The sequence below is a fragment of the Arsukibacterium sp. genome (assembly GCF_041616895.1).
Taxonomy (GTDB): Bacteria; Pseudomonadota; Gammaproteobacteria; order Enterobacterales; family Alteromonadaceae; genus Alishewanella.
In genome coordinates, this window is sequence record NZ_JBFJPY010000045.1 from 1 (window position 1) to 26565 (window position 26565).

At 49.2% G+C, this 26565-nt stretch carries 26 protein-coding genes, 1 pseudogene and 1 riboswitch; of the genes and pseudogenes, 17 read left to right on the forward strand and 10 right to left on the reverse strand.

Annotated elements, in window-relative coordinates; all coding sequences use genetic code 11:
• Window positions 1-449: MBL fold metallo-hydrolase (locus ABY802_RS09300; RefSeq protein ID WP_372626760.1), on the reverse strand; the 449-nt coding region annotated here is incomplete at its 3' end.
• Between the two features lie 38 nt (window positions 450-487).
• Here ABY802_RS09300 and ABY802_RS09305 point away from each other — a divergent pair.
• Entirely contained in the window at window positions 488-1225 is a 738-nt protein-coding gene (locus ABY802_RS09305) for a methyltransferase domain-containing protein (protein ID WP_372626761.1), read from the forward strand.
• A gap of 48 nt (window positions 1226-1273) precedes the next feature.
• Here the strand turns inward: ABY802_RS09305 and ABY802_RS09310 are convergent, their stop codons facing one another.
• Both ABY802_RS09310 and ABY802_RS09315 read right to left on the reverse strand, forming a co-directional pair.
• Window positions 1274-2137, reverse strand: coding sequence for a TraB/GumN family protein (locus ABY802_RS09310; RefSeq protein WP_372626762.1), 864 nt, complete (start codon window positions 2135-2137; stop codon window positions 1274-1276).
• A 39-nt stretch (window positions 2138-2176) separates the two neighbouring features.
• On the reverse strand, window positions 2177-2710 hold the full coding sequence (locus tag ABY802_RS09315; RefSeq protein ID WP_372626763.1) for a DUF2058 domain-containing protein: 534 nt from the start codon (window positions 2708-2710) through the stop codon (window positions 2177-2179).
• 121 nt (window positions 2711-2831) lie between these two features.
• Here ABY802_RS09315 and ABY802_RS09320 point away from each other — a divergent pair, with 121 nt between their 5' ends.
• Complete coding sequence (locus tag ABY802_RS09320; RefSeq protein ID WP_372626764.1) at window positions 2832-4148, forward strand: DEAD/DEAH box helicase; 1317 nt, start codon at window positions 2832-2834, stop codon at window positions 4146-4148.
• Window positions 4149-4411: 263 nt separating this feature from the next.
• Window positions 4412-4624, forward strand: coding sequence for a cold-shock protein (locus ABY802_RS09325; protein WP_019674773.1), 213 nt, complete (start codon window positions 4412-4414; stop codon window positions 4622-4624).
• Window positions 4625-4711: 87 nt separating this feature from the next.
• On the opposite strand, the gene dinB is transcribed toward ABY802_RS09325, so the two are convergent.
• Window positions 4712-5767 (reverse strand): DNA polymerase IV, encoded by a 1056-nt coding sequence (gene dinB, locus ABY802_RS09330; RefSeq protein WP_372626765.1) that lies wholly within the window; start codon window positions 5765-5767, stop codon window positions 4712-4714.
• 237 nt (window positions 5768-6004) lie between these two features.
• Here dinB and glyA point away from each other — a divergent pair, with 237 nt between their 5' ends.
• From glyA to ABY802_RS09375, 9 genes are all read left to right on the forward strand, one after another.
• Window positions 6005-7258 (forward strand): serine hydroxymethyltransferase, encoded by a 1254-nt coding sequence (gene glyA, locus ABY802_RS09335; RefSeq protein ID WP_372626766.1) that lies wholly within the window; start codon window positions 6005-6007, stop codon window positions 7256-7258.
• 60 nt (window positions 7259-7318) lie between these two features.
• Entirely contained in the window at window positions 7319-7771 is a 453-nt protein-coding gene (gene nrdR / locus ABY802_RS09340; protein WP_372626767.1) for a transcriptional regulator NrdR, read from the forward strand.
• The gene (gene ribD, locus ABY802_RS09345; protein WP_372626768.1) at window positions 7771-8904 is read left to right on the forward strand and encodes a bifunctional diaminohydroxyphosphoribosylaminopyrimidine deaminase/5-amino-6-(5-phosphoribosylamino)uracil reductase RibD; all 1134 of its coding nucleotides are present in this window, start codon (window positions 7771-7773) and stop codon (window positions 8902-8904) included. Before nrdR ends, ribD begins: the two co-directional genes overlap by 1 nt.
• 73 nt (window positions 8905-8977) lie before the next feature.
• Complete coding sequence (gene ribBA, locus ABY802_RS09350; protein WP_372626769.1) at window positions 8978-10087, forward strand: bifunctional 3,4-dihydroxy-2-butanone-4-phosphate synthase/GTP cyclohydrolase II; 1110 nt, start codon at window positions 8978-8980, stop codon at window positions 10085-10087.
• A gap of 77 nt (window positions 10088-10164) precedes the next feature.
• The gene (ribE, locus tag ABY802_RS09355) at window positions 10165-10629 is read left to right on the forward strand and encodes a 6,7-dimethyl-8-ribityllumazine synthase (protein WP_372626770.1); all 465 of its coding nucleotides are present in this window, start codon (window positions 10165-10167) and stop codon (window positions 10627-10629) included.
• Between the two features lie 11 nt (window positions 10630-10640).
• A complete protein-coding gene (gene nusB, locus ABY802_RS09360) occupies window positions 10641-11054 on the forward strand; it encodes a transcription antitermination factor NusB (RefSeq protein WP_019674766.1) in 414 nt (137 codons plus the stop codon).
• Between the two features lie 14 nt (window positions 11055-11068).
• The gene (gene thiL / locus ABY802_RS09365; RefSeq protein ID WP_372626771.1) at window positions 11069-12052 is read left to right on the forward strand and encodes a thiamine-phosphate kinase; all 984 of its coding nucleotides are present in this window, start codon (window positions 11069-11071) and stop codon (window positions 12050-12052) included.
• Window positions 12049-12531 carry a phosphatidylglycerophosphatase A gene (locus ABY802_RS09370; RefSeq protein ID WP_372626772.1) on the forward strand — a complete coding sequence of 161 codons (483 nt, stop codon included), beginning with the start codon at window positions 12049-12051 and terminating at the stop codon, window positions 12529-12531. The genes thiL and ABY802_RS09370 overlap by 4 nt, the downstream gene beginning before the upstream one ends.
• 30 nt (window positions 12532-12561) lie before the next feature.
• Entirely contained in the window at window positions 12562-15684 is a 3123-nt protein-coding gene (locus ABY802_RS09375) for a diguanylate cyclase (RefSeq protein ID WP_372626773.1), read from the forward strand.
• A 21-nt stretch (window positions 15685-15705) separates the two neighbouring features.
• Here ABY802_RS09375 and dxs read toward each other — a convergent pair whose 3' ends face one another.
• The 3 genes from dxs to ABY802_RS09390 are packed head-to-tail and all read right to left on the reverse strand — an operon-like array spanning window position 15706 to window position 18717.
• Window positions 15706-17571, reverse strand: a complete 1866-nt coding sequence (dxs, locus tag ABY802_RS09380; protein ID WP_372626774.1) for a 1-deoxy-D-xylulose-5-phosphate synthase — start codon at window positions 17569-17571, stop codon at window positions 15706-15708.
• A gap of 14 nt (window positions 17572-17585) precedes the next feature.
• The gene (gene ispA, locus ABY802_RS09385; RefSeq protein ID WP_372626775.1) at window positions 17586-18470 is read right to left on the reverse strand and encodes a (2E,6E)-farnesyl diphosphate synthase; all 885 of its coding nucleotides are present in this window, start codon (window positions 18468-18470) and stop codon (window positions 17586-17588) included.
• 1 nt (window position 18471) lies between these two features.
• Complete coding sequence (locus tag ABY802_RS09390) at window positions 18472-18717, reverse strand: exodeoxyribonuclease VII small subunit (protein WP_372626776.1); 246 nt, start codon at window positions 18715-18717, stop codon at window positions 18472-18474.
• A 196-nt stretch (window positions 18718-18913) separates the two neighbouring features.
• On the opposite strand from ABY802_RS09390, the gene pomA reads away from it, so the two are divergent.
• The 3 genes from pomA (at window position 18914) to thiI (ending at window position 22226) form a co-directional block, all read left to right on the forward strand.
• A complete protein-coding gene (gene pomA / locus ABY802_RS09395) occupies window positions 18914-19687 on the forward strand; it encodes a flagellar motor protein PomA (RefSeq protein WP_372626777.1) in 774 nt (257 codons plus the stop codon).
• The gene (locus ABY802_RS09400) at window positions 19684-20640 is read left to right on the forward strand and encodes a flagellar motor protein MotB (protein WP_372626778.1); all 957 of its coding nucleotides are present in this window, start codon (window positions 19684-19686) and stop codon (window positions 20638-20640) included. Before pomA ends, ABY802_RS09400 begins: the two co-directional genes overlap by 4 nt.
• A 122-nt stretch (window positions 20641-20762) precedes the next feature.
• On the forward strand, window positions 20763-22226 hold the full coding sequence (thiI, locus tag ABY802_RS09405) for a tRNA uracil 4-sulfurtransferase ThiI (protein WP_372626779.1): 1464 nt from the start codon (window positions 20763-20765) through the stop codon (window positions 22224-22226).
• Here the strand turns inward: thiI and ABY802_RS09410 are convergent.
• A complete protein-coding gene (locus ABY802_RS09410) occupies window positions 22219-23136 on the reverse strand; it encodes a ketopantoate reductase family protein (protein WP_372626780.1) in 918 nt (305 codons plus the stop codon). The genes thiI and ABY802_RS09410 overlap by 8 nt on opposite strands.
• Window positions 23103-23459 (reverse strand): VanZ family protein, encoded by a 357-nt coding sequence (locus ABY802_RS09415; protein WP_372626781.1) that lies wholly within the window; start codon window positions 23457-23459, stop codon window positions 23103-23105. Before ABY802_RS09415 ends, ABY802_RS09410 begins: the two co-directional genes overlap by 34 nt.
• Window positions 23460-23553: 94 nt before the next feature.
• On the opposite strand from ABY802_RS09415, the gene ABY802_RS09420 reads away from it, so the two are divergent.
• Together ABY802_RS09420 and ABY802_RS09425 are read left to right on the forward strand one after the other, a co-directional pair.
• On the forward strand, window positions 23554-24036 hold the full coding sequence (locus ABY802_RS09420) for a YajQ family cyclic di-GMP-binding protein (protein WP_290611092.1): 483 nt from the start codon (window positions 23554-23556) through the stop codon (window positions 24034-24036).
• A 78-nt stretch (window positions 24037-24114) separates the two neighbouring features.
• Window positions 24115-24302, forward strand: a riboswitch (cobalamin riboswitch).
• A gap of 36 nt (window positions 24303-24338) precedes the next feature.
• Window positions 24339-26168, forward strand: coding sequence for a TonB-dependent receptor domain-containing protein (locus tag ABY802_RS09425; RefSeq protein ID WP_372626782.1), 1830 nt, complete (start codon window positions 24339-24341; stop codon window positions 26166-26168).
• Here the strand turns inward: ABY802_RS09425 and ABY802_RS09430 are convergent.
• A pseudogene (locus tag ABY802_RS09430) lies at window positions 26169-26565 on the reverse strand (alpha/beta hydrolase); the annotation flags it as partial.

The window sequence follows — 26565 nt, forward strand, 5'->3', positions numbered from 1 at the left end:
AATAACCGGCCACAGCCAGCACTGAACAGGGTATCACCACAAAACAAATAAGGTTCGCTATAAAAACCAATATGGCCCAGGGTATGGCCGGGTAAATCTATTACCTGAAACTGACAGGTTAAAGGAGATAATTCAACGATATCGCCTTGTTGCACCCGTTCAGTCAATAAGGGTATTTTGCTTTGCTCAGCGGCAGGGCCAATAATTCTGACATTCGGGTAGGCCCGTTGCAATTGTTCAAGACCGCCGGTGTGGTCAGGATGGTGGTGGGTAATCAGAATGGCATAAAGTTCTTTTTGCTGTTGCTGCAAAAATTCCAATACAGGTTTGGCATCGCCTGGATCAACTACAACACAATATGAGTTAGCAGGCTGACACAGACACCAAATGTAGTTATCCTCAAAAGCAGCCAGCGGACTTATACTCAGCATCCGATCTTCTTTTAACATTAAAGCGCCCTCAATCTAAAAGCAGGCATCAGATTATCATGAAACCAGCATTGAACGAAAATGAACCGCAGGTACCAACAAGCTGGCAGGCATTCTTGCAAGGTCCGGCGTTAGCTCAGGCGATAGGCAAGCAGTTGCAACCCTGGTGGCAGCAAATATTTGGCTATTACTTACTAAAAGTAGGTGATTTGAGTAGCGACTTAGACTTGCCGGGGTGCAACATTAAACATCAGGTACATTTAGGCAGCAGTGACAATGGCAAAAACCATCTGATTGGCTTGCCTGACACCTTGCCAATTGACAGTAACAGCATAGATGCCGTATTGCTGAGTCAGTGCCTGGAATATCAGGCCGATCCCCACCATATTGTCCGCGAGGCCCATCGGGTACTTATTTCCGATGGCTACCTGTTATTAACGGGCTTTAATCCGTTAAGCATACTTGCACTGGCGGGCATTGCGCCCTGGCTAAAACAACGATACCCCTGGCAAGGCCGGTTTTTTTCGCCTGGCAGGGTAAAAGACTGGTTGCATTTGATTGGCTTTGAAGTGCTTGCTGAGCAGCGTTTTTTTTATGGCAGTATGTTAGTAAATGATTACACCGATAACGCTGTGCAACGTTTTGCCGAACAATACCTTAATTACTTTGCCGGTTGTTATGTGCTGGTAGCCCGAAAGCGCGAACTGCCACTGACACCCATCCGCCAGCGCTGGCAACTTACGCCTGCCTTTACTGAGGGCGTTAAAGGGGTTAGCGCCCGCGAGGGCTGCCGTTAACCAAAATAGCATGGTTAACGTGCCGGGGTGCTATATCGTCTTGCAGGCTTATTCCGTAAGCTGAACGAGGGTATAGCCTTGTTGTTGTAACAACTTCAGCAGGCCATCTTCGCCTGCCAGATGCAACGCACCTACCAGTACCATCGTGATGTGTTCATTGCTGGTTAACGCCTGCAGCATGGGCATCCAGGCATGGTTTCGGTTCACCAGTAAAATCTCATACATTTGTGGTGTCTGCTGCAAATCTTCGACAAACAATTGCTGTAATTTGTCAGTATCGCCGCTGCGCCACGCGTGTTTCATGTCGACTAACTGACTTTCAACTTGAGGCATATCCTCCAACGTCGAGCTGATGATAACATCAGGGTCCAATTGGTTCATGCCATCGAGCACTGCCAGATGCTGATCTGTGGTCTCCAGCCCGCTGATTTTTTTACCTTGCTGCTGGCCTAATTGCAGATAATGCATATCAACTCCGGTTTCCGCCGCGCCTAAGCGTTTCATTTCGACGCTGGCTAACATCATGGCAGCGAATCCCGGTTTAAACCGACTGACTGCGCCGACGGGCACTTGGCGTTCTGCAGCGTAGTGTTTCAGTTGCTGATAGACCTCAGCTGACAATACCTGCTCCAGGGTTGTACCATCGCTGTACGTATTTTGTTGCATCATTTTGCTCAGGCCAGCTGGGCTGGTTAATGCACTTAAATCGGTTTCAAACAGCAATTCGCTGCTCGCGGCAAAGGCGGTATCGTAGGCAGAAGGCAGTGGGTAGTCATTTTTGCTGAGTAAATGAATGGTTCCCGCCAGATAAAAATGCTGACCCTCTTTGGTCACTTTCCAGACACTGGCCGCCCATACGGAGCTGCTGACAAGCAATAGCGAACAACATAAGAAATGAGTAAATAAGCGCATGCTATTTCCTTTTTAAAGTAACTTATTTCTAACTGCAAATTACCACATTAAATCATCCGGGATCTGATAATCAGCGTACGGATCATCTTCATCGGGTTGTTGTTGTTTGGTGTTGAGTAATACGATGCTGTTGGCATCACGTTGCATAATTTTTTCTGCTACCTGGGACGGGATCACACAATATTGCTCTGCCTGGCGTGCTATAGCGACCAACCCCCGGCTAAGCTCATCATGTAGTTTATTACTGACGTATAACTTTTTAACCAATTTACCATCAACAAAATTAAAACCTAGCTCGCCTTTGCTGGTAATAGCATTGGTTTCAATCATTTGTTTTACCTGAGCCGCGATGGCTTTTTGCGCTAATTCGGCCTGCTTTTTCCGATTAAGCTCTTTATCCCTTGCTACCTGTTCCGCTTTCGCTTGCTGAGCCAAAGTCAACGCATCGTTGTTTAATACCGCATGCTTGCCAGCCTGGGTTTTTTGCTGGTGCTTTTCTTTTTTTACTTTTTTTACTTTTTTGGCATCAGCCAAACCAGCTTTCAGCAGCTGGTCACGAAACGCATTACTCATAATGGGGCTACTCAGGTTGCAGAGAAAATAAGTTGGCGTAGTGTACCCTAAGCAATCTTATTAACTCAAATGAGCCAGTTCGGTTATCATATAGCAGTACTCTAAGGTCATGAGGTTCATTTTGCCATTTAAAGATTTAGCATTAGATCCACGCTTACTCAGGTCCATTCAGCATCTGGGCTTTGATAAGCCAACCGAAATTCAGCAAGAAGCTATTCCGGCGGTGATGGTCGGCCGTGATTTAATTGTGTCGTCGCAGACGGGCTCAGGTAAAACGCTGGCGTATCTGCTACCGATGATGCAGCGTTTATTGAAAAGCCGGGCCTTATCAAAACAAGATGCCCGGGCATTGATTTTGGCGCCCACCCGAGAGCTGGCCAAACAGGTTTATGCCCAGCTTCGCTTGCTGGTTTCCAATACCCCCGTTACTGCAGCATTGATCGTTGGTGGCGAAAACTTTAACGATCAGGAAAAAATTCTGAAACGCCAACCGACGATAGTGGTGGCGACGCCGGGGCGATTTGTTGATCACCTGGAACATAAAACCCTATTTTTACAAGGTCTGGAGATGTTAATTCTGGACGAAGCAGACCGAATGCTCGATCTGGGTTTTTTGCCACAACTTACCGTCATCAATAAAGCGGCAGATCACAGATTGCGTCAAACGCTGTTGTTTTCGGCCACGTTGGATCATGCAGAAGTGGATAATCTGGCTCTGGCATTATTAAAGAACCCACATCGGGTTGCGGTTGGTGCTGGCTATCAGCCGCATCAAGATATCGAGCAACGGTTTTTTCTGGCTGATAATCTGACTCATAAGGAAGCACTGTTAAGGTTTTTTTTAACGCAACAACAGATTAAACAGCTGATCATGTTCACCGCTACCCGGGCCGATGCCGAGCGATTAACCAGCGTCTGTGAGTCCGCCGGTTATACCGCCGTGGGGTTAAGTGGCAAATTAAGCCAGCAACAACGCAACAGTGTGATGCAACAATTTGCTACCGGTAAATTTCAGGTACTGGTTACCACCGATCTCGCATCGCGTGGCCTGGACTTGTTGCAAGTATCGCATGTTATTAATTTTGATCTGCCCAAGCACCCGGAAGAATATGTGCACCGGATTGGTCGCACCGGTAGGGCCGGTGCGAAAGGGCAAGCTGTTTCTCTGGTTGGGCCGAAAGATTGGCCTAGCCTACAGAATATTGAAGCATTTTTGCGTCATGCCATTGCGTTTTCCGTTGTGGACAGTTTGCCGGCGAAGTTTAGCGGTGTTGTCCCTGAGCCCTCGCAATCTGGCGTGCGCCCTAACGTTAAAAACACTGGCCCGAAAAAAGCGGCCAAGTCTGCTAAGACTAAGCCTGACGCGACAAAACCAAAAGGTCCTACTTTTTTTGAGGGCGGCGATGATGGCAGCGGTCCGGTGCGTCGTAAAAAATAATTGGTCGCTGGTTAAATGTTCAGCATTTTTGCTGCTACACTGAAAAGTGTAAGTCGTGCCAGTTGGTGTTAACCCGTTCTGGTGAATACGATTTCGCTGGTACGGCTGGCTGGAAAATATATTTTCTGCTCGTCCGGTATTTATATTGACCGCATGATCAGCTTACCTGATAATGCGTTTGAATATTTAGCCGCTCGATAAGCTGGCCGAGAATATTTAAGTCGCCGAAATTTCGGCAAATTTAGTTAAAGTAAGAGAGTGTTATGTCACAGTTAATTTCTGGTACAGTTAAGTGGTTCAACGAAGATAAAGGTTTCGGTTTTATTGAGCGCGAAGGCGGCAAAGACGTATTCGTTCATTTCCGCGCTATCAATGGCACAGGCCGTAAAACTTTAGTTGAAGGTCAGCGTGTAACTTTCGAAGTTACCGAAGGTCAGAAAGGTCCACAGGCTGAAAACGTCACTGTAACCGGTTAATCTGATAGTTTTCTTGTAAAGAGCCAGCCACAGAGCTGGCTTTTTTATATCTTATCGCCTGGTCAGGCCCGGTTAATCAGTATTGGCCTAAAAAGGTAAAGTAAGCTGGCCTGGATTAGGGGCAGCAAAACCAAGCTGTATGCCAACTAATCGGACACCTTGCTGTTGCCGGCGTTGCCACGCTTGTTGCAATAAGGGCAGAAACTGCTCCAGTCTGGCGGTTTGAGCCTGACACTCCACCGTTGTTTGCCTGAAATCACTGAATTTAAGTTTAACTCCGATCTTCTGCAGCCCTTTATCGCTTTGATGTTCCAGGCGCGATTGTAGTTTTGGCCATAACGCACTTAAGGCCTCAACGCAGTCCTGGTAAACGTCGATATCTGTTGCCAGGGTGTGTTCAACACCGACTGATTTGGCATGACGTTCCACCCGCACTGGTCGCTCGTCGATACCCTGACTACGTTTAAGTAAACTATCAGCCATTGCTCCAAAATGTTTTACCAGAACGGCGAGATCACAGCTGGCAATATCTTTGCATTTTGTCAAACCGAGCCGGCTAAGGCGTTCAGCGGTTTTAGTTCCCACTCCGGGAATTTTAGCCAGTGGTAAATTATCGACAAATGCCGCGACTTGTTGCGGCGTTATAACAAAAAGACCGTCAGGTTTGTTTTCATCGCTGGCAATTTTGGCCAGAAATTTATTTGGCGCTACCCCTGCCGAGGCGGTGAGCCCGGTTTCTGCCAGAATGACCCGGCGGATATCGTCAGCGATGCGGGTCGCACTGCCGCCAAAATGCTGGCTGTTGGTAACATCCAGAAAGGCTTCATCCAATGATAAGGGTTCTACTACATCACTATAGCGGTGAAATATAGCCCGAATTTGCCTGCTAACCGTTCTATACTTCTCCATATTCCCGGCCATTAAATGCAGTTGCGGGCATAGCTTTAAAGCTTGGCCGGTAGGCATGGCAGAGCGAACACCAAAAGCGCGGGCAGGGTAATTGCAGGTAGCAATAACGCCCCGGCTACTGCGACTGCCACCAATCGCCAGTGGTATGGCAGCCAGCATCGGGTTATCGCGCATTTCTACTGCGGCAAAAAAACAATCCATGTCGATATGAATAATTTTACGCTGACTGATCATGATGCTGAGTGGACTGTATTGATATACAGTATAGTAGTGTCAGAGAGTGGCCTTGTAAAGTGCTCACAACTGTAAAGCAGACTATCCAGTTATTAGAATAGCCAATGCGCGCTTCTTGGTAGACGGCCGGACGGCTATATTTTCGGTGCATCCTGAATAAAATCAGGGTAGAATAAGCGCCAATTAATAGTCCCCATTTATTTAACCAGTAAGCGTGACCCGCGCCCAGGAGAAAGCATGTTAAAGCGTGAGATGAATATTGCCGATTTTGACCCGGAATTATGGCAGGCGATAACCGATGAAACCGCCCGGCAGGAAGCGCACATAGAGTTAATTGCTTCTGAGAACTACGCCAGTCCGCGGGTTTTACAGGCACAAGGTTCGCAACTTACCAACAAATATGCTGAAGGTTATCCCCACAAACGTTATTACGGCGGCTGTGAGTTTGTCGATATTGCTGAAGATTTAGCGATTGCCCGGGCGAAACAACTTTTCGGCGCGGATTATGCGAATGTACAACCTCATGCGGGTTCACAAGCTAATGCGGCAGTATTTTTGGCTTTATTAGAGGCGGGTGACACGATTTTAGGCATGAGTCTGGCTCACGGTGGTCATTTAACCCATGGCTCACATGTCAGTTCATCGGGTAAGTTGTATAAAGCTGTGCAATATGGTTTACATCCTGATACGGGCGTTATCGATTACGACCAGGCCGAAGCGCTTGCTATTGAGCATAAGCCAAAATTAATTATCGCCGGTTTCTCAGCGTACTCCGGGATTGTTGACTGGCAACGGTTTCGTGATATCGCTGATAAAGTAGGGGCGTATTTACTGGTTGATATGGCGCACGTTGCCGGATTGGTCGCCGCAGGCTTGTATCCTAACCCGGTACCGGTTGCCGATGTGGTTACCACCACTACCCACAAAACGCTGGCTGGTCCTCGTGGTGGTTTAATTCTGGCACGTAAAAATGAAGCTATTGAGAAGAAGCTTAACTCGGCGGTATTCCCAGGTAGTCAGGGTGGGCCGTTAATGCATGTTATTGCTGCTAAAGCGGTTGCTTTCAAAGAAGCATTAGAACCGGAATTTAAAGTATATCAGCAGCAGGTATTAAATAACGCTAAAGCCATGTGTGATGAAATGATCAAACGTGGTTATAAAATTGTCTCAGGTGGTACTGAAAACCATTTATTTTTAATGGATTTAATAGATAAAGACATTACGGGCAAAGCTGCTGATGCCGCCTTAGGCCGGGCGCACATTACGGTGAATAAAAACTCGGTACCGAATGACCCGCGCTCACCATTCGTAACCAGTGGCTTACGTATTGGTACCCCGGCGATTACCCGTCGCGGTTTTAAAGAAGAGCAGGCACGTCAGGTTGCCGGTTTTATTTGTGATGTACTGGATAATATCGATGATGACAGTGTTATCGAGCGGGTGAAGGCTGATGTTGGTCAGTTATGCAGCCGTTTTCCGGTTTATGCTTAAGCATTAATTTAGTGCTATTATGGCCGCATTTGCGGCCATTTTTATCTCTGAGAACTGCCCATGTATTGTCCCTTTTGTAATGCTGATGACACCAAGGTCATTGATTCGCGCTTAGTGGCGGACGGTCATCAGGTTCGCCGTCGCCGCGAGTGCCTGGCGTGCCATGAACGCTACACCACGTTTGAAGTGGCTGAGTTAGTGATGCCGCGGATCATTAAGCGGGATGGCTCGCGCGAACCCTTTAATGAAGACAAGCTGCGTAATGGATTACTCAGGTCGCTGGAAAAACGGCCGGTATCGACCGAACAAATCGAACAGCTTATCCAGAAAATTAAGTCACAATTGCGGGCTACCGGTGAGCGTGAAATTGGCAGTAAAATGCTCGGCAATCTGATCATGGATGAGTTGGTTAAAGTCGATAAAGTAGCTTATGTGCGGTTTGCTTCTGTGTACCGCTCGTTTAAAGATATTCGTGAGTTTGGTGAGGAAATTGCCCGCTTAGGAGAGCAGTAGTGGCGTTTACCCTGGCCGACACGCAGTTTATGACACTGGCACTGCAGCTGGCCGCTAAAGGTCGGTTTACTGCTGATCCTAACCCAAATGTGGGCGCTGTGATCGTCCAGGGTGCTCAGATCGTGGGCCGTGGCTATCATCATCAGGCAGGTCAGGGCCATGCTGAAGTGTATGCGCTGGCTGAGGCAGGTGATAAGGCTAGAGGTGCCACCTGTTATGTGACATTGGAGCCATGCAGCCATTTTGGCCGCACGCCTCCCTGTGCTGAAGCACTGATCGCCGCTGGCGTTTCACGGGTAGTGATAGCGATGCTTGACCCCAACCCTCTGGTCGCTGGCAAAGGTGTCGCGTTACTTACTCAGGCTGGGATCAATGTGCAAAGTGGCTTGATGCAAGCTGAAGCGCGGGCATTGAATCGGGGCTTTCTCAGTGCCATGGAGCGACAAAGACCCTGGCTGAGGTTAAAGCTGGCTGCCAGCATTGATGGTCGTACCGCCTTGGCTAACGGCCAAAGCAAATGGATTAGCAGTGAGCAGGCCCGAGCCGATGTTCAGCTTTACCGGGCGCAAAGTAGTGCGGTGTTATCTACCGCCAGTACGGTGCTGGCAGATAACGCCCGCCTGAGTGTCAGACAGCCCGACGGCGGCCCAGCGCTAACGCCCTTGTCCGACGGTCAGTTGCGTCAGCCAGTAAGGGTGATCCTCGACAGACGCTGCCAATTAACCGGCAACGAGCTGTTATTTAGTTTGCCGGGTACCATTTTGTTATGTGTAACAGGCGATGCACCAGCGCGAAAAATGCCATCACAGGTGCAGCGGTTAGCCGTGCCGCTTGGCGCTGATGGATATTTTGATTTGCGCGCGTTGCTCTATTTACTGGCTGAGCGCCAGGTTCGCAGTGTCTGGGTCGAAGCGGGCGCCACTTTAGCTGGCGCGTTATTGCAGCAGCAACTGGTGGATGAATTTATTTTATACCAGGCTCCGATATTATTGGGACCGCAAGCCAGAGCCATGGCGGAATTACCAGAATTAACGGCGTTGAGCCAGGCTTACAGGTTTGAATTTATTGATATTTGCCAGGTCGGGACAGATATCCGGCTGACGGCGCTATTGAATAAGATAAACACGCTCTGATACTTTTAACAACCGGCTGAACGTCGCATCCTATTTACCGGTATTATTGTGCCAACATATAACAAGGGTTTTTATGCAACTGAATACACCTGCTGAAATTATTGAAGATATTCGTCAGGGCAAGATGGTCGTACTGATGGATGATGAAGATCGTGAAAACGAAGGTGATCTGGTGATGGCCGCAGACTACGTAACGCCAGAAGCTATTAATTTTATGGCAAAGCATGGCCGTGGTCTTATTTGTCTTACCCTGAGTAAAAAGCGCTGCAAACAACTTAACCTGCCACTGATGGTCGATGCGAATAAGTCTCCTTTTGCAACTAACTTCACCGTTTCCATTGAAGCGGCTGAGGGGGTCACCACAGGTATTTCGGCTGCCGATCGCGCGCGCACTGTTAAAGCCGCTGTGGCCCGTGATGCCGGCCCTGCAGATATTGTTCAGCCAGGACATATTTTTCCGCTGATGGCGCAGGATGGTGGGGTGTTGGTCCGGGCAGGGCATACGGAAGCGGGCTGTGATTTGGCCAGGCTGGCAGGGCTGGAGCCCGCAGCAGTTATCGTGGAAATCCTCAATGATGACGGCACCATGGCCAGACGGCCGGATTTAGAAATATTTGCCCGTGATCATAATATTAAGATCGGCACTATTGCTGATTTAATTGAATACCGGAACCTGAATGAAACGACCATCGAGAAGGTCGCCACTTGTCAGTTACCCACTGAAGTGGGTGACTTTCAGCTGGTTACGTTTAAGGATACCATCGACAATCAGCTGCATTTTGCCCTGGTTAAAGGTGATATTAAGCCGGATGAAGCGACGTTGGTGCGGGTACATTTGCACAATACGTTTTCAGACTTGCTGCTGGCTGATCGTGCTGCGAATCGCAGTTTTCCGCTACATACTGCGATGAAGCGAATTGCTGATGAAGGCGGGGTGTTGGTGTTGCTTGGTAAGCATGAATCAACGGCAGAGTTGGTGCGGATGGTGCAGGCATTTGAAGCTGAAGATAAAGGCGAGCAGCCCAAAACGGTACCCTGGAAGGGCACGTCCCGCAATGTTGGGGTGGGTTCACAGATCCTGGCCAGCCTGGGTGTTAAAAAAATGCGGTTGTTAAGCCAGCCTAAAAAGTATCATGCGCTGTCTGGTTTCGGGCTGGAAGTCGTCGACTACGTGTCCGAATAACAGCGATGCCGCAATTGCGGTTTTTGTGATATTATGCGCGGCTGATTTTTGCAGCCCCAGATTCGAGAGGATTTACCATGCAAGTGATTGAAGCCGGTTATGTGGCCAAGGGCAAGAAGTTTGCGTTAGTCGTGGCTCGGTTCAACGGTTTTATCGTTGAAAGTTTGTTAGACGGTGCCGTTGATACCTTAAAACGAGTGGGTAACGTCGACGAGCAGGATATTACTGTCGTGCGGATCCCTGGCGCCTTTGAAATGCCACTGGCGTTGCAGCGGGTTGCAGCGAGCAAAAAATATGATGCCATTATTGCGCTGGGCGCGGTGATCCGTGGTGGCACTCCACATTTTGAATACGTCTCTGGTGAGTGCACTAAAGGTATAGGCCAGGTTGCTATGCAACACGATTTACCGGTCGCGTTTGGCGTACTTACCGTTGATAGCATAGAGCAAGCGATAGAGCGCGCCGGCACCAAAGCGGGCAATAAGGGTGCAGAGGCTGCGATGTCAGCACTGGAAATGGTTAACGTGCTGGACCAGCTGTAACAGGAAATTTTATGAAACCAAATGTGCGTCGTCAATCGCGTTCACTGGCGGTACAAGGGATATACAGCTGGCAGGTAAGCCACAACCCGATAGCCGACATCGAACAGCAGCTTTTGCTTGAAAATAATGTAAAACAACTGGATGTTGCGTATTTCCAGGATATTTTACGCGGTGTTGTCTTGCATCACAGCAAGTTAGACGAGGCGTTAAAGCCCTATCTGGAACGACCGTTTGAAGATATCGATCTGGTTGAAAAAGCGGTGTTAAGGGTTTCTGCATACGAGCTGAAATACCGACTGGACGTGCCTTATAAAGTGATTATTAATGAAGCCATTGAGCTGGCAAAAGCCTTTGCTGCAGATGACAGCCATAAATTTGTTAATGGTATTCTGGATAAAGCGGTTCGGGTGCTGCGCACCAACTAAAGGAGAGCCGGCATATGTCGGCTTTTTTACTTGCTATGGGTGAATTCGAACTTATTGCCAGCTTCTTTGCTGACGCAGGCATCGCGCGTCAGGATGTGGTGGTGGGCGTGGGTGATGATGGTGCTGTGCTGCAAATGCGCGACGGCTATGATCTGGTAGTTACAACCGATACGATGGTAAGCGGTACCCATTTTTTCCCGGATGTTGACCCCAGAGCACTTGGCCATAAACTGGTCACGGTAAATGTTAGTGATTTAGCCGCAATGGGGGCTGAGCCAGCCTGGTTATCTCTGGCATTAACGCTACCCAAAGTTGATGAAGCCTGGTTGCGGCAGTTTGCGGCAGGTTTGGCAGAAACGGCTGATTATTATAACTGCCGTCTGATAGGCGGCGATACCACGCGTGGTCCGTTAAGCATGACCATGATAGCGAAGGGCCAGGTACCTAGAGGCCGGGCGATCACCCGTAGCGGTGCCAAAGTAGGCGATTATATTTATGTAACGGGTACCCTGGGCGATGCCGCGCTGGGCTTAAAAGTATGTCAGGGCCATGCGCAAGCAAGTAAGAAACATCAGGCGCATTTGCTACAACGCTTTCATTTTCCTTCCGCCCGGGTTGCACTGGGCCAGGCGCTTCGAAATGTTGCCAGTAGCGCCATGGATCTCTCTGACGGGTTATGTGGTGATTTGCCGCATATATTGCGCCGCTCTGCGGTAGGTGCTTATATCGACGTTAACAAACTCCCGTTGTCTCAGGCACTAAAAGACAGTTGCGATCACACTACCGCACTTAACATGGCATTATCTGGTGGTGAAGACTATGAACTGTTGTTTACGGTACCAGAGAGCAAACGCGGCAGTCTTGATGTATTACTTTCGCCCTATGGGGTGCCTGTCAGTTGTATTGGCCGGATTACCGGCGTTGCCGGTAAACTGGAATTAAAAGCTGGCGAGCAAGCATTTGATTACCAGCATCAGGGGTTTGTCCATTTCCCATGAATAATAATAATAAATTTCAATTAGGTCGCTGGCAGCATTTGCTGGCATTGGGCTTTGGTGCCGGCCTTGCGCCCCGCGCGCCGGGCACCTTTGGTACTTTGGTTGCTATTCCATTTATTATTGCTTTCGCCGCTTTGGGTACCATTTGGTATCTGGCATTTCTGCTGCTGGGAACCGTTCTGGGTATCTATATTTGTGGTAAAACAGCAGCAGATGTCGGTGAACACGATCATGGCGCCATTGTCTGGGACGAAGTTATCGGGTTTGCGCTAACCATGCTACTGGTACCTTTGAGTTTGCAGAGTTTGTTGCTTGGTTTTTTGTTATTCCGCCTATTTGATATTGTAAAACCCTGGCCAATACGTTGGTTTGATCTGCGGGTGCACGGTGGCCTGGGAATTATGCTGGACGATATACTGGCAGCGGTGCCTGCCTGGTTAATACTGCAATTGCTTTTTTATTATCAGCTGCTGAGTTAGCGGTAAAAGACCACAGTGCGGGGCAAGGGAATGAAAAAACTGATAATACCAGGTTTGATACTGCTCACTGTGGCTAGCCTCGCGTTTGCTGAGCAAGCTGGATCCAACAGCAGCAATACAACAAACCACACGCCAACCTTAACACCAACGTCAGCGCTGAGTAAGCAAGGCGTACCTTCAATTTACGATTTTGATATCAGGCACTGGACCAGTAATGACGGCCTTTCCAGCAATTCTGTGCGGGCAGTGACTCAGGACGAGCTGGGTTATCTTTGGCTTGGAACCTTGTATGGCCTTAACCGCTTTGACGGCTTGCAGTTTGAACATTTTACCAGTGATAACACCCGGCATCTGGCCAGTAATACCATTACCCGTTTACTCAGGGATAATACCGGGTATATCTGGGTTGGCACCAAAGCCGGGCTGTCAGGGTTTGATCCAACAACGTTAAAATTTGAACGTTACCCGATTGTGGCCGAAGTCACGGCAATTATCAGCATAGCCGATGATGAAATCTGGGTAGCAGCAGATAATTTATTTCGAATCAAAGCAGGTAAAATCAGCAGAATTGAAGCGGTACGCAGTCAGGTGCATCAACTTGAAAAAGCGCCGGAAGGGATCTGGGTCAGTACTGCTGAACATCTTTATCAATTAAGCCCTGATGGCAGCCAGCAGCGGCACGCCTACCCGTTACCGTTAGAGCTTGCCCAGACGCCGGTTTATGATCTGACTGTCACCGAACAGGGCTTACATCTGGCCAGCGAAAGTGGTTTTTTTCATTTATCGCCAGAAGGCGAAATTCTAAAGTGTCAGCTGCCTGATGGTGAGCACAGCGCTGTTTACCGACTGTTCAAAGATAGTCAGCAAGGCAGCTGGATTTCAACCTATCGCAAGTTGTTCTACCGGCAACATCAGCAACAATGGCAAACGGTTACTACGGCTGAACTTGGCACTACACCCTGGTTCAGTGACGTATTTGAGGATAAACAGCAAAATATCTGGCTGGCCAGTTACAGCGATGGAATTTACCGCGCTGCTGCCGGGCACGTTAGACGAGTAGTTGATGGTCTGGCAGATCCGGTTGTACGCAGCGTTGGCTTAACACCCGGCGATGAGCTTATTATTGCCAGCCAGTCAGCGCTGCAAATTCTGAACAAGTCAGGTGAATTTACCACCTTGCTTGGTGCTGAGATCATTGGCAGTCAAACCATTCACGATTTTTTCTGGCCCGAATCACAATTGCTTTGGTTTGGTGCAGATAGTGGTTTGCTGCAATATAATCTGAAAACCTGGGAACTGAGTGTGCCTTTCCCAAGTTTGCAGGGCAACACGATTAAAGTGGTACAGCCTGCTTTTGACGGCGGGATATGGCTCGGTGGCGTTCGAGGACTCTACTACGCCTCAGATAAACAGTTAACTCTGTCGCCGTTAAATGAGCAATTTGAATCGCGTAATATCACGGCGTTGCAGCATAAGACAGATCAATTATTTGTCGGTACCACAAGAGGGTTATATCAGTACCAGCAAGACAAACTACAACGGCTGGGCGTAGGTAATGCGCTTTATAACAGCTATATTCTGGCACTCTTGCAGTTACCGGATGGCAGCTTGCTGGTCAGTACAATTGATGACGGGATTTTTATCCGGCGGCCAGATCAGCAGTGGCTGCAGCTTCATACCGGTAATGGTATGCCACATGGCCCGGCGGTTAGTTTCAGTTATGACGAGGCGGATCAGCAGGTGTGGGTAAGCAGCCATAAAGGGATATACCGGCTGGCACTGGCGACATTACCAGAGAATAATAATCAGCCTTTTATTATTGATGAGGTGCTGACACCCTTTGACCGGCAATTAGGCAGTGGTCCCAATCGCTGCTGTAACGGGGCGGGGCATGCTAAAATAGTGCATTGGCAGGACGAGTATTGGTTTCCAACGCTCAAAGGTTTGATCGCAGTACAGGCAACTTTAAAGCAAACATCAGAGCAGCCGTTACAGCCACGGATAAAACAGGTTACCACCAGTCAGCACTATCAACTGACCCAGGGACAACAACAGCTCGTGCTGGAAATGGATGAGCGTAATGTAACGGTGCATTATTCTGCGTTGGAATATATTAAACCTGACGCACTGCAGTTTCGTTATCGTCTGGAAGGTTTTGACAGCCACTGGCATGAGGTAAGCCAGCGTCGCGAAGCCGTATATACCAACTTACCTCCGGGTGATTATACTTTCCGCCTCCAAGTACGACAGCCAGGCCACAACTGGCAATCTGCCTCCGAGACCAGTTTGGTCTTGATCGTGCCTGAGCGTTTTGATGAGACGTTGCTGTATCGCTCGTTATGGTTGTTGTTATTGTTGTGTTGTTTGTATGGCGTGTTATGGCTGGTCAGGCGAAATACATTGCACAAACAACTGGAACTGGAGCGGTTGGTCAGGCAGCGCACCCAGGAGCTGGAAAACAGTAATGTTCGATTAAATGAGCTGAACGAGCAACTTGGGCAGCTGACCCATAAAGATAACCTGACGGGTTTACGTAACCGACGCTTTATGTTTGAACAATTACCAAAAGATATTGAACACTTCCAGCGTAACCGTGAATTAATGCAGGATCAGGGTAAGTGCCTGGCGCTACTGCACGTTGATTTAGATAACTTTAAACAAATTAATGATCAGTATGGTAACAGTGCTGGTGATAGCCTTATTCAGCAGGTTAGTGGCTTATTGATCCGGGAAACCCGCGGCTCCGATTATGTGGTGCGTTTTAGCGGCGCCGCGTTTGTGCTGGTATTGCGTGATATTCAGGCAGATTTGGTTAGGCAGTTTAGTTATCAACTAAACGAGCACGTTGCTAAAGCGGCATTTAACTTACCTGATGGTCAGACTGTCAGGTTAACCTGCTCTATCGGTTATGCCCACTATCCGCTGCCGTTGCTGGGGGGGCAGTTAATTAACTGGGAAGTGTCACTGCAACTGGCTGAGCTGGCGCTTTACCATGTTAAGCATCATGGCAAAAATGCCGTTGCCACCCTGGAGTTTGATACCCAGCTGGATGCGTTCGAATTTGAAGACTCAGCTCATATTGAAGCGCAAATTGAAAAGCTGCTGGCAGAGGGGCTGGTATGGTTTGAACAAGGTGATAGCCAGGCACTTTAAGTTGCCTGGCTAATGCCGATTTTATGGTAATATAAAGGCGTTTATTTGCCGGCTAATGCCCTCGCTGTCTAATCCCAGCTCAGCGTAAATCTCCTGTTGACTACCGTGTTTTACAAATTCATCAGGCAGTCCCAGGTTAAGCACACTCACGTTGCAACCATGACGCAGCAGTAAATCGTTGACGGCAGAACCTGCGCCACCAATCAGTGCGTTATCCTCTACTGTAACAAAATGGCTGTGACTGCTAACCAGCTGCAGCAACAGGGCTTCGTCTAACGGTTTAATAAAGCGCATGTCTATCAGAGTGGCATTAAGCTCTGCTGCAACGGCTTGGCATTGATGCAGCAGTGGTCCAAACGCCAGAATGGCCAACTTCTCGCCATTTCTGACAACGCGAGCTTTGCCCTGCGCCAATAATTGCATATTTTGCTCCGCAGCCACGCCGGAACCCACTCCCCGCGGATAGCGCACTGCAGCCGGGCCAGGGTGCTGATAACCGGTATACAGCATTTGCCGGCATTCATTTTCATCCGAAGGCACCATCAGCAGCATGTTTGGAATACAGCGCATAAAGCTGATATCAAATGCGCCCTGATGAGTGGGGCCATCGGCGCCGACAATACCGGCCCGGTCAATCGCGAACAATACATCAAGATTTTGCAACGCCACATCATGAATTAGCTGATCATAACCGCGCTGCAGAAAACTGGAGTAGATGGCCACCACCGGTTTTAATCCTTCAATCGCCATACCTGCAGCCAGGGTAACTGCATGTTGTTCCGCGATGGCAACATCAAAATAACGCGTAGCAAAACGTTTAGAGAACTGAACCATATCAGAGCCTTCACGCATGGCAGGAGTAATGCCCTGCAAGCGCTCGTCCTGGGCTGCCATATCACAGAGCCAGCTACCAAAAATATTGGAAAAAGTCGGCTTACCGGGTTTTTTTACCGGTTGGCTGCTGGCATCAGGGTCAAATTTTGCGACAGCATGGTAGCCAATCGGGTCGGCTTCAGCCGGAGCATAGCCCTTACCTTTTTTGGTAACTATATGCAGTAGCTGTGGGCCTTTCAGGTTTCGCATATTGCGAATAGTATCGGCCAGGGTAATCACGTCATGGCCATCAATTGGGCCGATATAATTAAACCCCAGTTCTTCAAAAAAGGTGCCAGGGGTTACCATGCCTTTAAAATGTTCCTCTGCCCGGCTGGCCAGCTCATGCAGCGGTGGCACGCCCTGTAAAATCTTTTTACCACCTTCGCGCAGGCTGGTATAAAAGCTACCAGATAAAATTCGGGCAAAATATTGATTTAACGCACCAACATTTTCTGAAATCGACATTTCGTTATCATTCAGAATAACCAGCATATCGGGTCGAACTTCCCCGGCATGGTTTAGCGCTTCAAACGCCATCCCTGCGGTAATCGCGCCATCGCCAATTACCGCCACGACTTTGCGTTTTGATTTAGCCTGCCTGGCAGCAATGGCCATACCCAGCGCGGCGCTGATCGATGTGCTGGAATGGCCTACAGTTAGCGTGTCGTATTCACTTTCTTGCCGGCAAGGAAAGGGGTGCAGGCCATCCTTCTGACGAATACTATGCATTTTGTCACGCCGACCGGTTAAAATTTTGTGTGGGTATGCCTGATGACCGACATCCCAGATCAGCCGGTCAAAAGGCGTGTTGTATACGTAATGCAGCGCAACGGTCAGCTCAACTGTACCCAGACCCGAGGCAAAATGGCCACTGCTCTGGCTGACGGTTTTTAACAAAAAACGCCGCAACTCAGCACTCAGAGCCGGCAGCTTATCCTGTGGTAATTTACGCAGTTGCTCTGGCACATCGGCTTTAGCTAACAGCGGGAAATCGGTCATGTCTAATGCCATCTTCAATGCCTTTATTAAAACTTGCGGGCAATAATGTAATGCGCAAAGGCTTGCAACTCAGCGGTATTGTAGGGCAGGCTGGCCAGTGCTGCCAATGCTTCCTGATACAACTGATGCGCTTTATCCTTGGCTTCCTGCAGCCCTAACAGTGCTGGATATGTCAACTTATTTGCTTTGCTATCAGAACCCTGTGGCTTACCCAGTACTAAGGTATCACTCTCAATATCCAGGATATCGTCCTGAACCTGAAACGCCAGACCCAGCGCACTGGCAAAAGCAGTTAGTGCCTCAAGTGTAGCAGGGCAATCCAGTTCACTGCTGTAATAAGCCAGTTGGACGGCACACTCTATTAAGGCACCGGTTTTTAGGCGATGCATTTGCTCCAGGGTGGCTAAATTTGTGTGTTGATTAGTTTGGGCCAAATCAATCGCCTGTCCGGCACACATCCCTGCTACGCCACTGGCTTTGGCCAACAGCGCGACGCGCTGTAATCTGCGCTGGATACTTAACTCATCCTCTGCGCTGGCCAGAATGTCAAAGGCCAGTGCCTGCAGCGCATCTCCAGCCAGAATCGCGGTGGCTTCATCAAATGCTTTATGACACGTTGGCTTGCCGCGACGCAGATCATCGTTATCCATTGCCGGTAAGTCATCGTGAATAAGCGAGTAACTGTGCAGGCATTCAATGGCACACGCTGCACTGTCTAGTGTATCTAAAGACACGCCCAGCATGCTGCCACAGCTATACACTAAATAAGGCCGGATCCGTTTGCCGCCATTAGTCAGGCTGTAGCGCATTGCATCGTGTAAGTGGGCAGCAATCTTTGATTGGGCAGCCATGGTAAGTTGTAATTGTTGCTCAATCCGGTATTGATACAATGTCAGGCTATCGGGTACCAAGCTACTCTCCAGGCGGTGGTGTGAAAGCTTGCAGACTCTCCTGCTGTTGCTGTTGTAACAGCAACTGGACTTTCTGCTCCGCACTTTGAAGTTGCTGCTGGCTTTGTTTAACCAGACTGATACCGCGTTCAAACTGGCTTAGTGAGGCATCAAGTGACAAGTCACCTTGCTCGAGTTGCTGCACTATGCTTTCGAGTTCGGCCATCGCCTGCTCAAACTGGCTCAGGTCGGCTTTCTTTTTACTCATGACGATCCCCAAAAAAACTGTGCGCAACGTTACCTTAGCAGGCTATTATGGTCAATCATAACCCATAAGTGAAAGCCTAAATTGCCTCTTTTGTGTAATTGCGCACTTAATATTTACGAAGCTTTGTCGATAACCGACTATAAGCTAATATAAAATAATCAAAATTGCCGTATGGGCGTGTGTTGAGGAGTAGAGAGTGGATATAGCAACCCTGGTGGGGATGATTGGCGCTATTGGTTTCGTTGTGATGGCGATGATTATCGGTAGTAGTGGCGACCCGGCTATGTTCGCTGATCTCGTGTCAGTACTGATTGTGGTCGGTGGCTCAATTTTTGTGGTGATTGCCAAATTTACCATGGGCCAGTTTTTAGGTGCCGGTAAGGCGGCTGCAAAAGCGTTTATGTTTAAAATAGAAGCGCCGGAAGAGTTGATTGAAAAAGCAGTGCAGTTAGGAGACTCAGCACGTAAGGGCGGCTTTTTAGCTTTGGAAGAAGCTGAAATACCCAATGCCTTTATGCAAAAAGGGGTCAACATGCTGGTGGATGGCCATGACGCCGATGTGGTCCGGGCAACGTTATTAAAAGATATCAGCCTGACCGAGAAGCGGCATGAGACGGCGATCGCGATATTCCGCAGTCTGGGTGACGTTGCGCCGGCCATGGGTATGATTGGTACCCTCATTGGTCTGGTGGCGATGCTGTCGAACATGGATGATCCTAAGGCAATCGGTCCGGCTATGGCGGTGGCATTGTTAACCACGCTGTATGGTGCTTTTATCGCCAACGTTATAGCGATTCCGCTGGCGGATAAGCTAGCCATCCGTAATCAGCAGGAAAAGCAAAATAATCAGCTGATCCTTGATGCAATTCTGGGTATTCAGGATGGTCAGAACCCGAAAGTGATTGAAGGGATATTACGCAATTACCTGGCACAGGGTAAGCGCGAGGCTGCTGTCGGAGAGCCGGCATGAACAACGAGGAAGAACAGGAGTGTAAATGCCCGCCCCCTGGGCTGCCGCAATATATGGGAACCTTTGCCGATTTAATGGCCTTATTAATGTGTTTTTTCGTGCTGCTGTTAGCATTCTCTGAAATGGATGTGTTGAAGTTTAAGCAAATTGCCGGCTCAATGAAGTTTGCCTTTGGGGTGCAAAATAAGATTGAAGTAGAGGATATTCCTAAAGGCACCAGTGTCATTGCTATGGAGTTCAGACCCGGTAGACCTGATCCGACCCCAATTGAAACCTTGCAACAGCAAACCATGGAAATTACCCAGCAGGTCATTGAGTTTCAGGCGGGTGAAGAAGATTCTGCTGGCGGGCGGCAGGAACAACGTGACGATATGACGGGCGGCCAGTCGGCCGCAAACGCAGAAGCGGCTGCGGCAGAAGCAGCAGCCGCGGCAGAAGCAGCAGCAGAAGAAATGCAGCAACAAACCAATGAAATGGTGAAAAAGCTGGCGGAACAACTGGAGCAGCAAATTGTCGACGGCGCCGTTGAACTGGAGTCATTAGGCCAGCAAATTATTATCCGGATCCGTGAGAACGGTTCATTTCCCTCGGGCTCATCATTTTTACAACCCCGTTTCAGACCGATTATTCAGCAAATTGGTACCTTGTTAAATGATGTGCCCGGTGAAATCACGGTTAGCGGCCATACCGATGATATTCAGGTGTCTGATGAACTGCATAGCAACAACTGGGAGCTCTCTGCAAAGCGGGCGGTGTCAGTAGCGACCGAGCTAATCCGCGCACCAGCGTTTGACCGGCAACGGGTGGTGGTAATGGGGCATGCTGACACCCGGCCGCTGGTTGAAAACGACTCTGAGTTAAACCGCAGACGCAATCGTCGGGTAGAGATATCTATCATGCAAGGCAAGGCCAAAGAGTCTGAACCCATCAGCTTTGAGCCTCAGGCAAATTAGCCTGGCGGCGATATGCCGTAAAGAGAAATCATTAAAGCCAGCAGCGCGCCCTAGGTGTTCTGCTGGCTTTACGCTATAATCCGCGCCACTTTTTAACGCTGTAACCGCCATGTTTGAATGTTATGCTTGAATTCATTATTAAATTACATCCTGAAATTGCAATTAAAAGCAGGTCGGTGCGTAAGCGCCAGACGAAGTTACTTGAACGCAATCTGAAAACCATCCTGACGCAGGTAGACTCCGGCGTTATCGTGACTAATCTGTTTGATCATCTGATCGTCAGTTGCGATAACAGCTCGCAGCGCATTCGTACTAAGCTGATTGAGCGCTTAACGTGTATACCAGGTATTGTTACGTTCTCTGAGATGCGTACCGCCTCCTTTGCTGATCTACATGATATTTTTCTGCAGGTCCTGGCGGTATATGAATCACAGTTACCAGGTAAAACGTTCTGTGTCCGGGTGCGACGCCAGGGCAAGCACAGTTTTAGCTCTATTGAAGCAGAGCGCTATATTGGTGGTGGGCTAAATCAGCAGGTGGCGTCGGCAAAAGTTCAGTTAAAACAGCCTGATATTACTATTAAGCTGGAAATTAAGCAGGACAAGTTGCTGCTGCTTAGTGAAAGTTTTCGTGGTATGGGCGGCTTTCCGCTGCCCTCACAATCCGATGTGTTGTCGCTACTCTCCGGTGGCTACGATTCGGCGGTAGCCAGTTACCTGATGATCCGCAAGGGCCTGCGTACCCACTACTTATTTTTTAACCTGGGCGGCGCGGCCCACGAAGCCGGTGTGCGGGAGGTCGCGAATTTTTTATGGCAAAAATTCAGCCTGTCGCACCGGGTAAAGTTTGTCAGTGTCGATTTTGCGCCTGTAGTTGATAACATTCTGGAGCACGTTGATAACGGCGTGATGGGCGTTATCTTAAAACGGATGATGTTAAGAGCTGCCAGTGCCGTAGCACGTGATTTAGGTATTAATGCGCTGGTTACCGGAGAAAGTATCGGTCAGGTGTCCAGTCAAACCATCGCCAATCTGGCGGTAATTGATAAAGTGGTTCCGGATTTAGTGTTACGGCCACTTATTTACCATGATAAACAAGATATTATTGATATTGCCCGTCAAATAGAGGTGGAAGAGCTGGCGAAAAGTATGCCTGAGTATTGCGGTGTTATTTCAAACAAGCCTACCGTGAATGCTGTGCAGTCAGACATTGAGCAGAACGAAGCCCGCTTAGATATGGCGCTGCTGGATCAGATAGTTAAGGCGGCAAAAATTCTGGATATCCGCACCATTGATTATCAGGCAGAGCAGGAAGCGCATGTCGTGTGCGAGCTGAGTGAACTGGCTGACAACGCAGTTATTCTTGATATTCGCAGTCCGGAAGAGACAGAGCAGGCACCGCTTAATGATGTGGGCGTACCTGTTGTCGAACTGCCTTTTTTCCGACTGGCCAGTCAGTTCGTAAATCTTGACCCGGGTCGCCACTATTATTGCTACTGTGCTAAAGGCGTGATGAGCAGGTTACAAGCTGTGTTGCTGCATGAGCAGGGGCATCGCAATGTGTCTGTGTACCGGCCTGTCAGCTAGTCGCTGTTTTTGCCAGAACCCGGCTTAGCATCTGCTGATTGACCGGCACCGCCAGTTGCAGCTTTGCTGCTTGCTGACAAACGTAACCGCAAATAGCAGCAATCTCGGTCTGCCTGCCTGCTTGCATATCCTGTTGCATGGATGAATAGTTGCCGGATGTTGCGGTTATTACCTGATAGACCCTTTGCAGGGTAGCAGCAGGATCCATCGGATAACCCAGTGCGCTGGCGACCAGGCACACCTCTGTGGTAAGGGCGCTGATTTTCGCCTGATATCGTGGTTGCGCTAACTGACCGTTCTGACAATTCTCCAGTGCTGTCAGTGGGTTAATTGCGGCGTTTATCGCAAGCTTTTGCCATAGTATAGGGTAAATATCCGGCACTACCGTAACGGGCCCTAACGCGGCGTTCATTGCCGTTATTATCTGACTGTCATCGCCATCAGAAGCCGTCAGTTTTGCCAGATAACTTAGGCCCTCACCACTATGGACAACATGATCTGCGGCTGGTTTATAGGCGGCCTGGCTGGTGGATAAAAACCACAAACCCTGTGCAGGGCCTAACCGGGCCAGCAAGGGTGCAATAGGTATCATGCCATTATGGCTGATAACTAACTGGGCGTTGGCGCTAAGATAGGGCAGTAATTGCGCTACCGCGTTAAGTACATCATACGCTTTTACCGGTACAATCAGACGTTCAATAGCCTGTTTCGCTGGCTGAGGCAGCAGTATCTGTTGCTGGTGTTGCTGCTTAAGATTAGTAAATCGCAGGGAAATGACATCAGATTGTTTTAACCACAGGCTAGCAGTATAGCCTGCCTGTTGCAGCCGCGCGGCTGCAAGCAAGCCGATGGCGCCGCGGCCAACAATACACCAGCTTAGCGCTGACTGCGCGGACGAAATTGGTGCCATAGCGCCCGGGCCAGATAAAACGTAACGATCCCCGCAACGTCAGCCAGCCAGTCTAACCAGTCACCGGTGCGACGGGTAAAATAGTGTTGCGCTAACTCTACGGCGCCGCCGTAGATGCCCAGCAGCAAAAAAGCTGAAATGACGGTAAGTTTATAGCCTTTCCAAAGTAGCGCAGCCAACAGGATAAAAATGCCAAAGTGAGCGACTTTATCAACATGCGCGAAACCTCCCGCTATCCGGTGACCACTTAGCTCAGCCAGAAAGCCGGCGGTGGCCAGCACAAAACACAATACACAAATCCAGCGATAAAAAATCTGCGGCACAGCGAGCCCTCTGTCAGAAACTGCGCTCGGATTGTAGCAGTTTTCTGGTTATAATCACCAGCAGACAGAATGGCTTATGCTAAGGAGATTTTTAATGCCCTCATTTGATATCGTATCGGAAGTTGACCAGCAAGAAGTACTGAATGCCGTAGAAAATGCAAACCGTGAATTGACCACCCGCTTTGACTTTCGCGGGGTGCAAGCAGAGTTCATCCTAAAAGAGAAAGTCATTACCATGAAGGCTGAGGCGGAATTTCAGCTGCAGCAAATGCTGGAAATTTTTTTAGCAAAAGCGGTAAAACGTGGCCTGGATGTTCGCTCTTTTAAAGAAGGTGATGTGGTGCATTCCGGTAAAACCTATAGTTTGGCAGTCAGTTTGCTGCAAGGTATAGAGCAGGATATGGCAAAAAAGCTGGTGAAGCTGATTAAAGATAATAAGCTTAAAGTTCAGGCCGCTATTCAGGGAGATCAGGTCAGAGTTACCGGTAAAAAGCGCGATGACTTGCAAGAAGCGATGGCGTTGGTTCGTGGTAGTGAGCTGGAGCAAGCTTTTCAGTTTACTAATTTTCGGGACTAGTAACGCAATCGGCAGCTTTAGACGTCCAGGCATCTATTGACATTTTCTGTTTCACGGTTACACTGCTCGCGGCCTTACATAAGGCCGTTTTTTTCAGGTGCTGCAGCATGCTGCAGTTAAACGGGAATCTGGTTAAAGCCAGAGCTGCCCCCGCAACGGTAAACAACTATCAAAACTTTAAAAACCACTGTCACTTGATGGGAAGGTAAAGTTTTGGCGCAAGCAGGTTGTAAGCCCGGAGACCGGCCTGAAAAGCCCATTAACTAACGAAGATGTGCGGTGGGCACATTGAAGGAGCTTACATGTTTAAACCTGCGTTTGCAGCCTTGCTGGTTGCAACCTGCTGTCCGGTTACTGCCAGTACTCTTGTTACCGGTAGCCTGAACGACACTTCTGTTGCAAATAACAACCCTGATGGGGCTATTGAACATATCAGTATCTACGCTAATCGCACTGCAACGTTGCAGCAAGACGTGCTGGCCAGTGTTACCGTGCTGGGTCGGGATGATATTGTGGCGCGGCAAGCCAATGACTTACCCGAGCTGCTGGCACAATTGCCCGGAATTAACTTAAGCCGTGATGGCGGCCGTGGTCAGAACAGCAGTATTTATGTGCGCGGTGGTAATACCGGTCATACCCTGGTATTGGTCGATGGCGTGCGCAGTGGCTCTGCTACCTTAGGTTATAAAGCCTTATCGATGCTGCCACTGGAGTTGATTGAACGCATTGAAGTGATTCGAGGGCCACGGGCTGCCTGGTATGGCTCTGATGCACTAGCCGGAGTTATTGCCATTACCACCCGGCGTAGCAGTGCATTAGAGTTACATGGCCGCGTTGGCAGCTATGGCCAGGGTGGTGCTGATATCAGCGTTAGTCAGCAGCGTGAACGGTTAACACTGCGGGCTAGTGCCGGAGTCAGCCAGGCGGATGGTTTCAATGCACAGCCAGCATTGGATCCGGACAGTGATGGTTATCAGCAACAGTATCTGAAAGTGGCTGCTGACTACCGTTCACCTTTTGGGTTGTGGACGGCTCAGGCTGACGTGAATTCAGGTTTTAATCAGTTTGATACCAGTTTTGGCAGTGAAGATGAAACTGACACTCTTAGCCGGGCCTATTTGCTTGGCTGGCAGCAGCAGCTCAGTAGCTGGCAACATCAGGCTCTGCTTAGTCGTAATCTGGACAGCGATACTACGTTTGGCCCTGTTTCCCGCAGCCCATTTGTCACTGAGCGTGACGAGTTCAGTTATCAGGCAGCGTCAGAACTCGCTGTGGGCTTACAATTTATTGGCGGGATTAACTGGTATCAGGAGCAGGTGGCAAAATCTGCTACGGCTTATGAGCAAACCAGCAGAACTAATCGTGCCATATTCGCCGGTATCAATTATCACTTAAACAGGCTACAGCTGGAAGCGGCAGCACGCTATGATGAGATTAATCAGTATGGTGCTGAGACTACCTGGCAGCTGGCTGCGGGGTATCAATTGACTGAGCGTTGGCAACTGCGGGCCAGTCGTGGTACTGCCTTTAAAGTGCCGTCGTTTAATCAGTTGTATTTCCCCGGATTTGCTAACCCGGATCTTAAACCTGAGCGTTCAATATCGGATGAAATTGCCCTGAGCTATCTGACAAGTGGCTTAACGCTGCAGCTTGCCTGGTTTGACCGTGAGGTTACCAACCTGATCCAAGGCGTTGAGCTGGCTGAGAACGTGCTGTTGGCAACGGTCAGTGGTATTGAATTCAGCTTGCTCCAAAACTGGCAGCAATGGGCCAGTAATTTCAGCTATAGCTGGCTGGATACCGAGAACCGTAGCAGCGGCTTGAAACTGGAGCGCCGGCCTGAAAATACCATTAACTGGCGGGGCAGTTATACCGCTGACAATTGGTCTGCATTTATTACGGCAGACTATCAAAGTGCGACCTACCAGGGCGCCGATTGGTTTACCGGTGATAGTTATCCGGATGCACCTGCTCATACGGTGTGGGGGCTGGGGCTAAGTTACGCGATGACACCTGCGCTAACCATAAGAGCCAGGTTGGCGAATCTGACCGATAAGAATTATTACACCAGCCGGGGCTACGCTACCGCCGGTGCTAATTTTGGTCTGTCAGTCAGCTATATTCTGCCGTGATCAGAGCCAGGCTTTTATCAGCCTGGCAACCTCGCTGGCGGCTGTCATATGACAATGATGGCCGCCGGTTATTTGCTTTACAGTCAAGCGCTCATACCAGCTTTGTACCTCTGCCAGCTTACTGTTAAAAGGACCATCACTGGCTAAAATAGCCAGTACCGGTGCCTGAACTCCCAGGCAAAGCGCCTTAGCCTGAGCGTCAGTCAGCCGATGTACCGCGCGATAACGTAAACGATAGTCATTATCCCAGCTAACACCCTGTTGATTTGTCACGGTGCCACGTTCGGCCAGTAGCAATGCATGCTGTAAGCTAAAATCACTTTGGCGTAGCCTTGCCTCAGCTGCAGCGGTCAGGCTCTGGTAATACGGTTTTTTTGCAGGCGGCGCTTTTAACCGC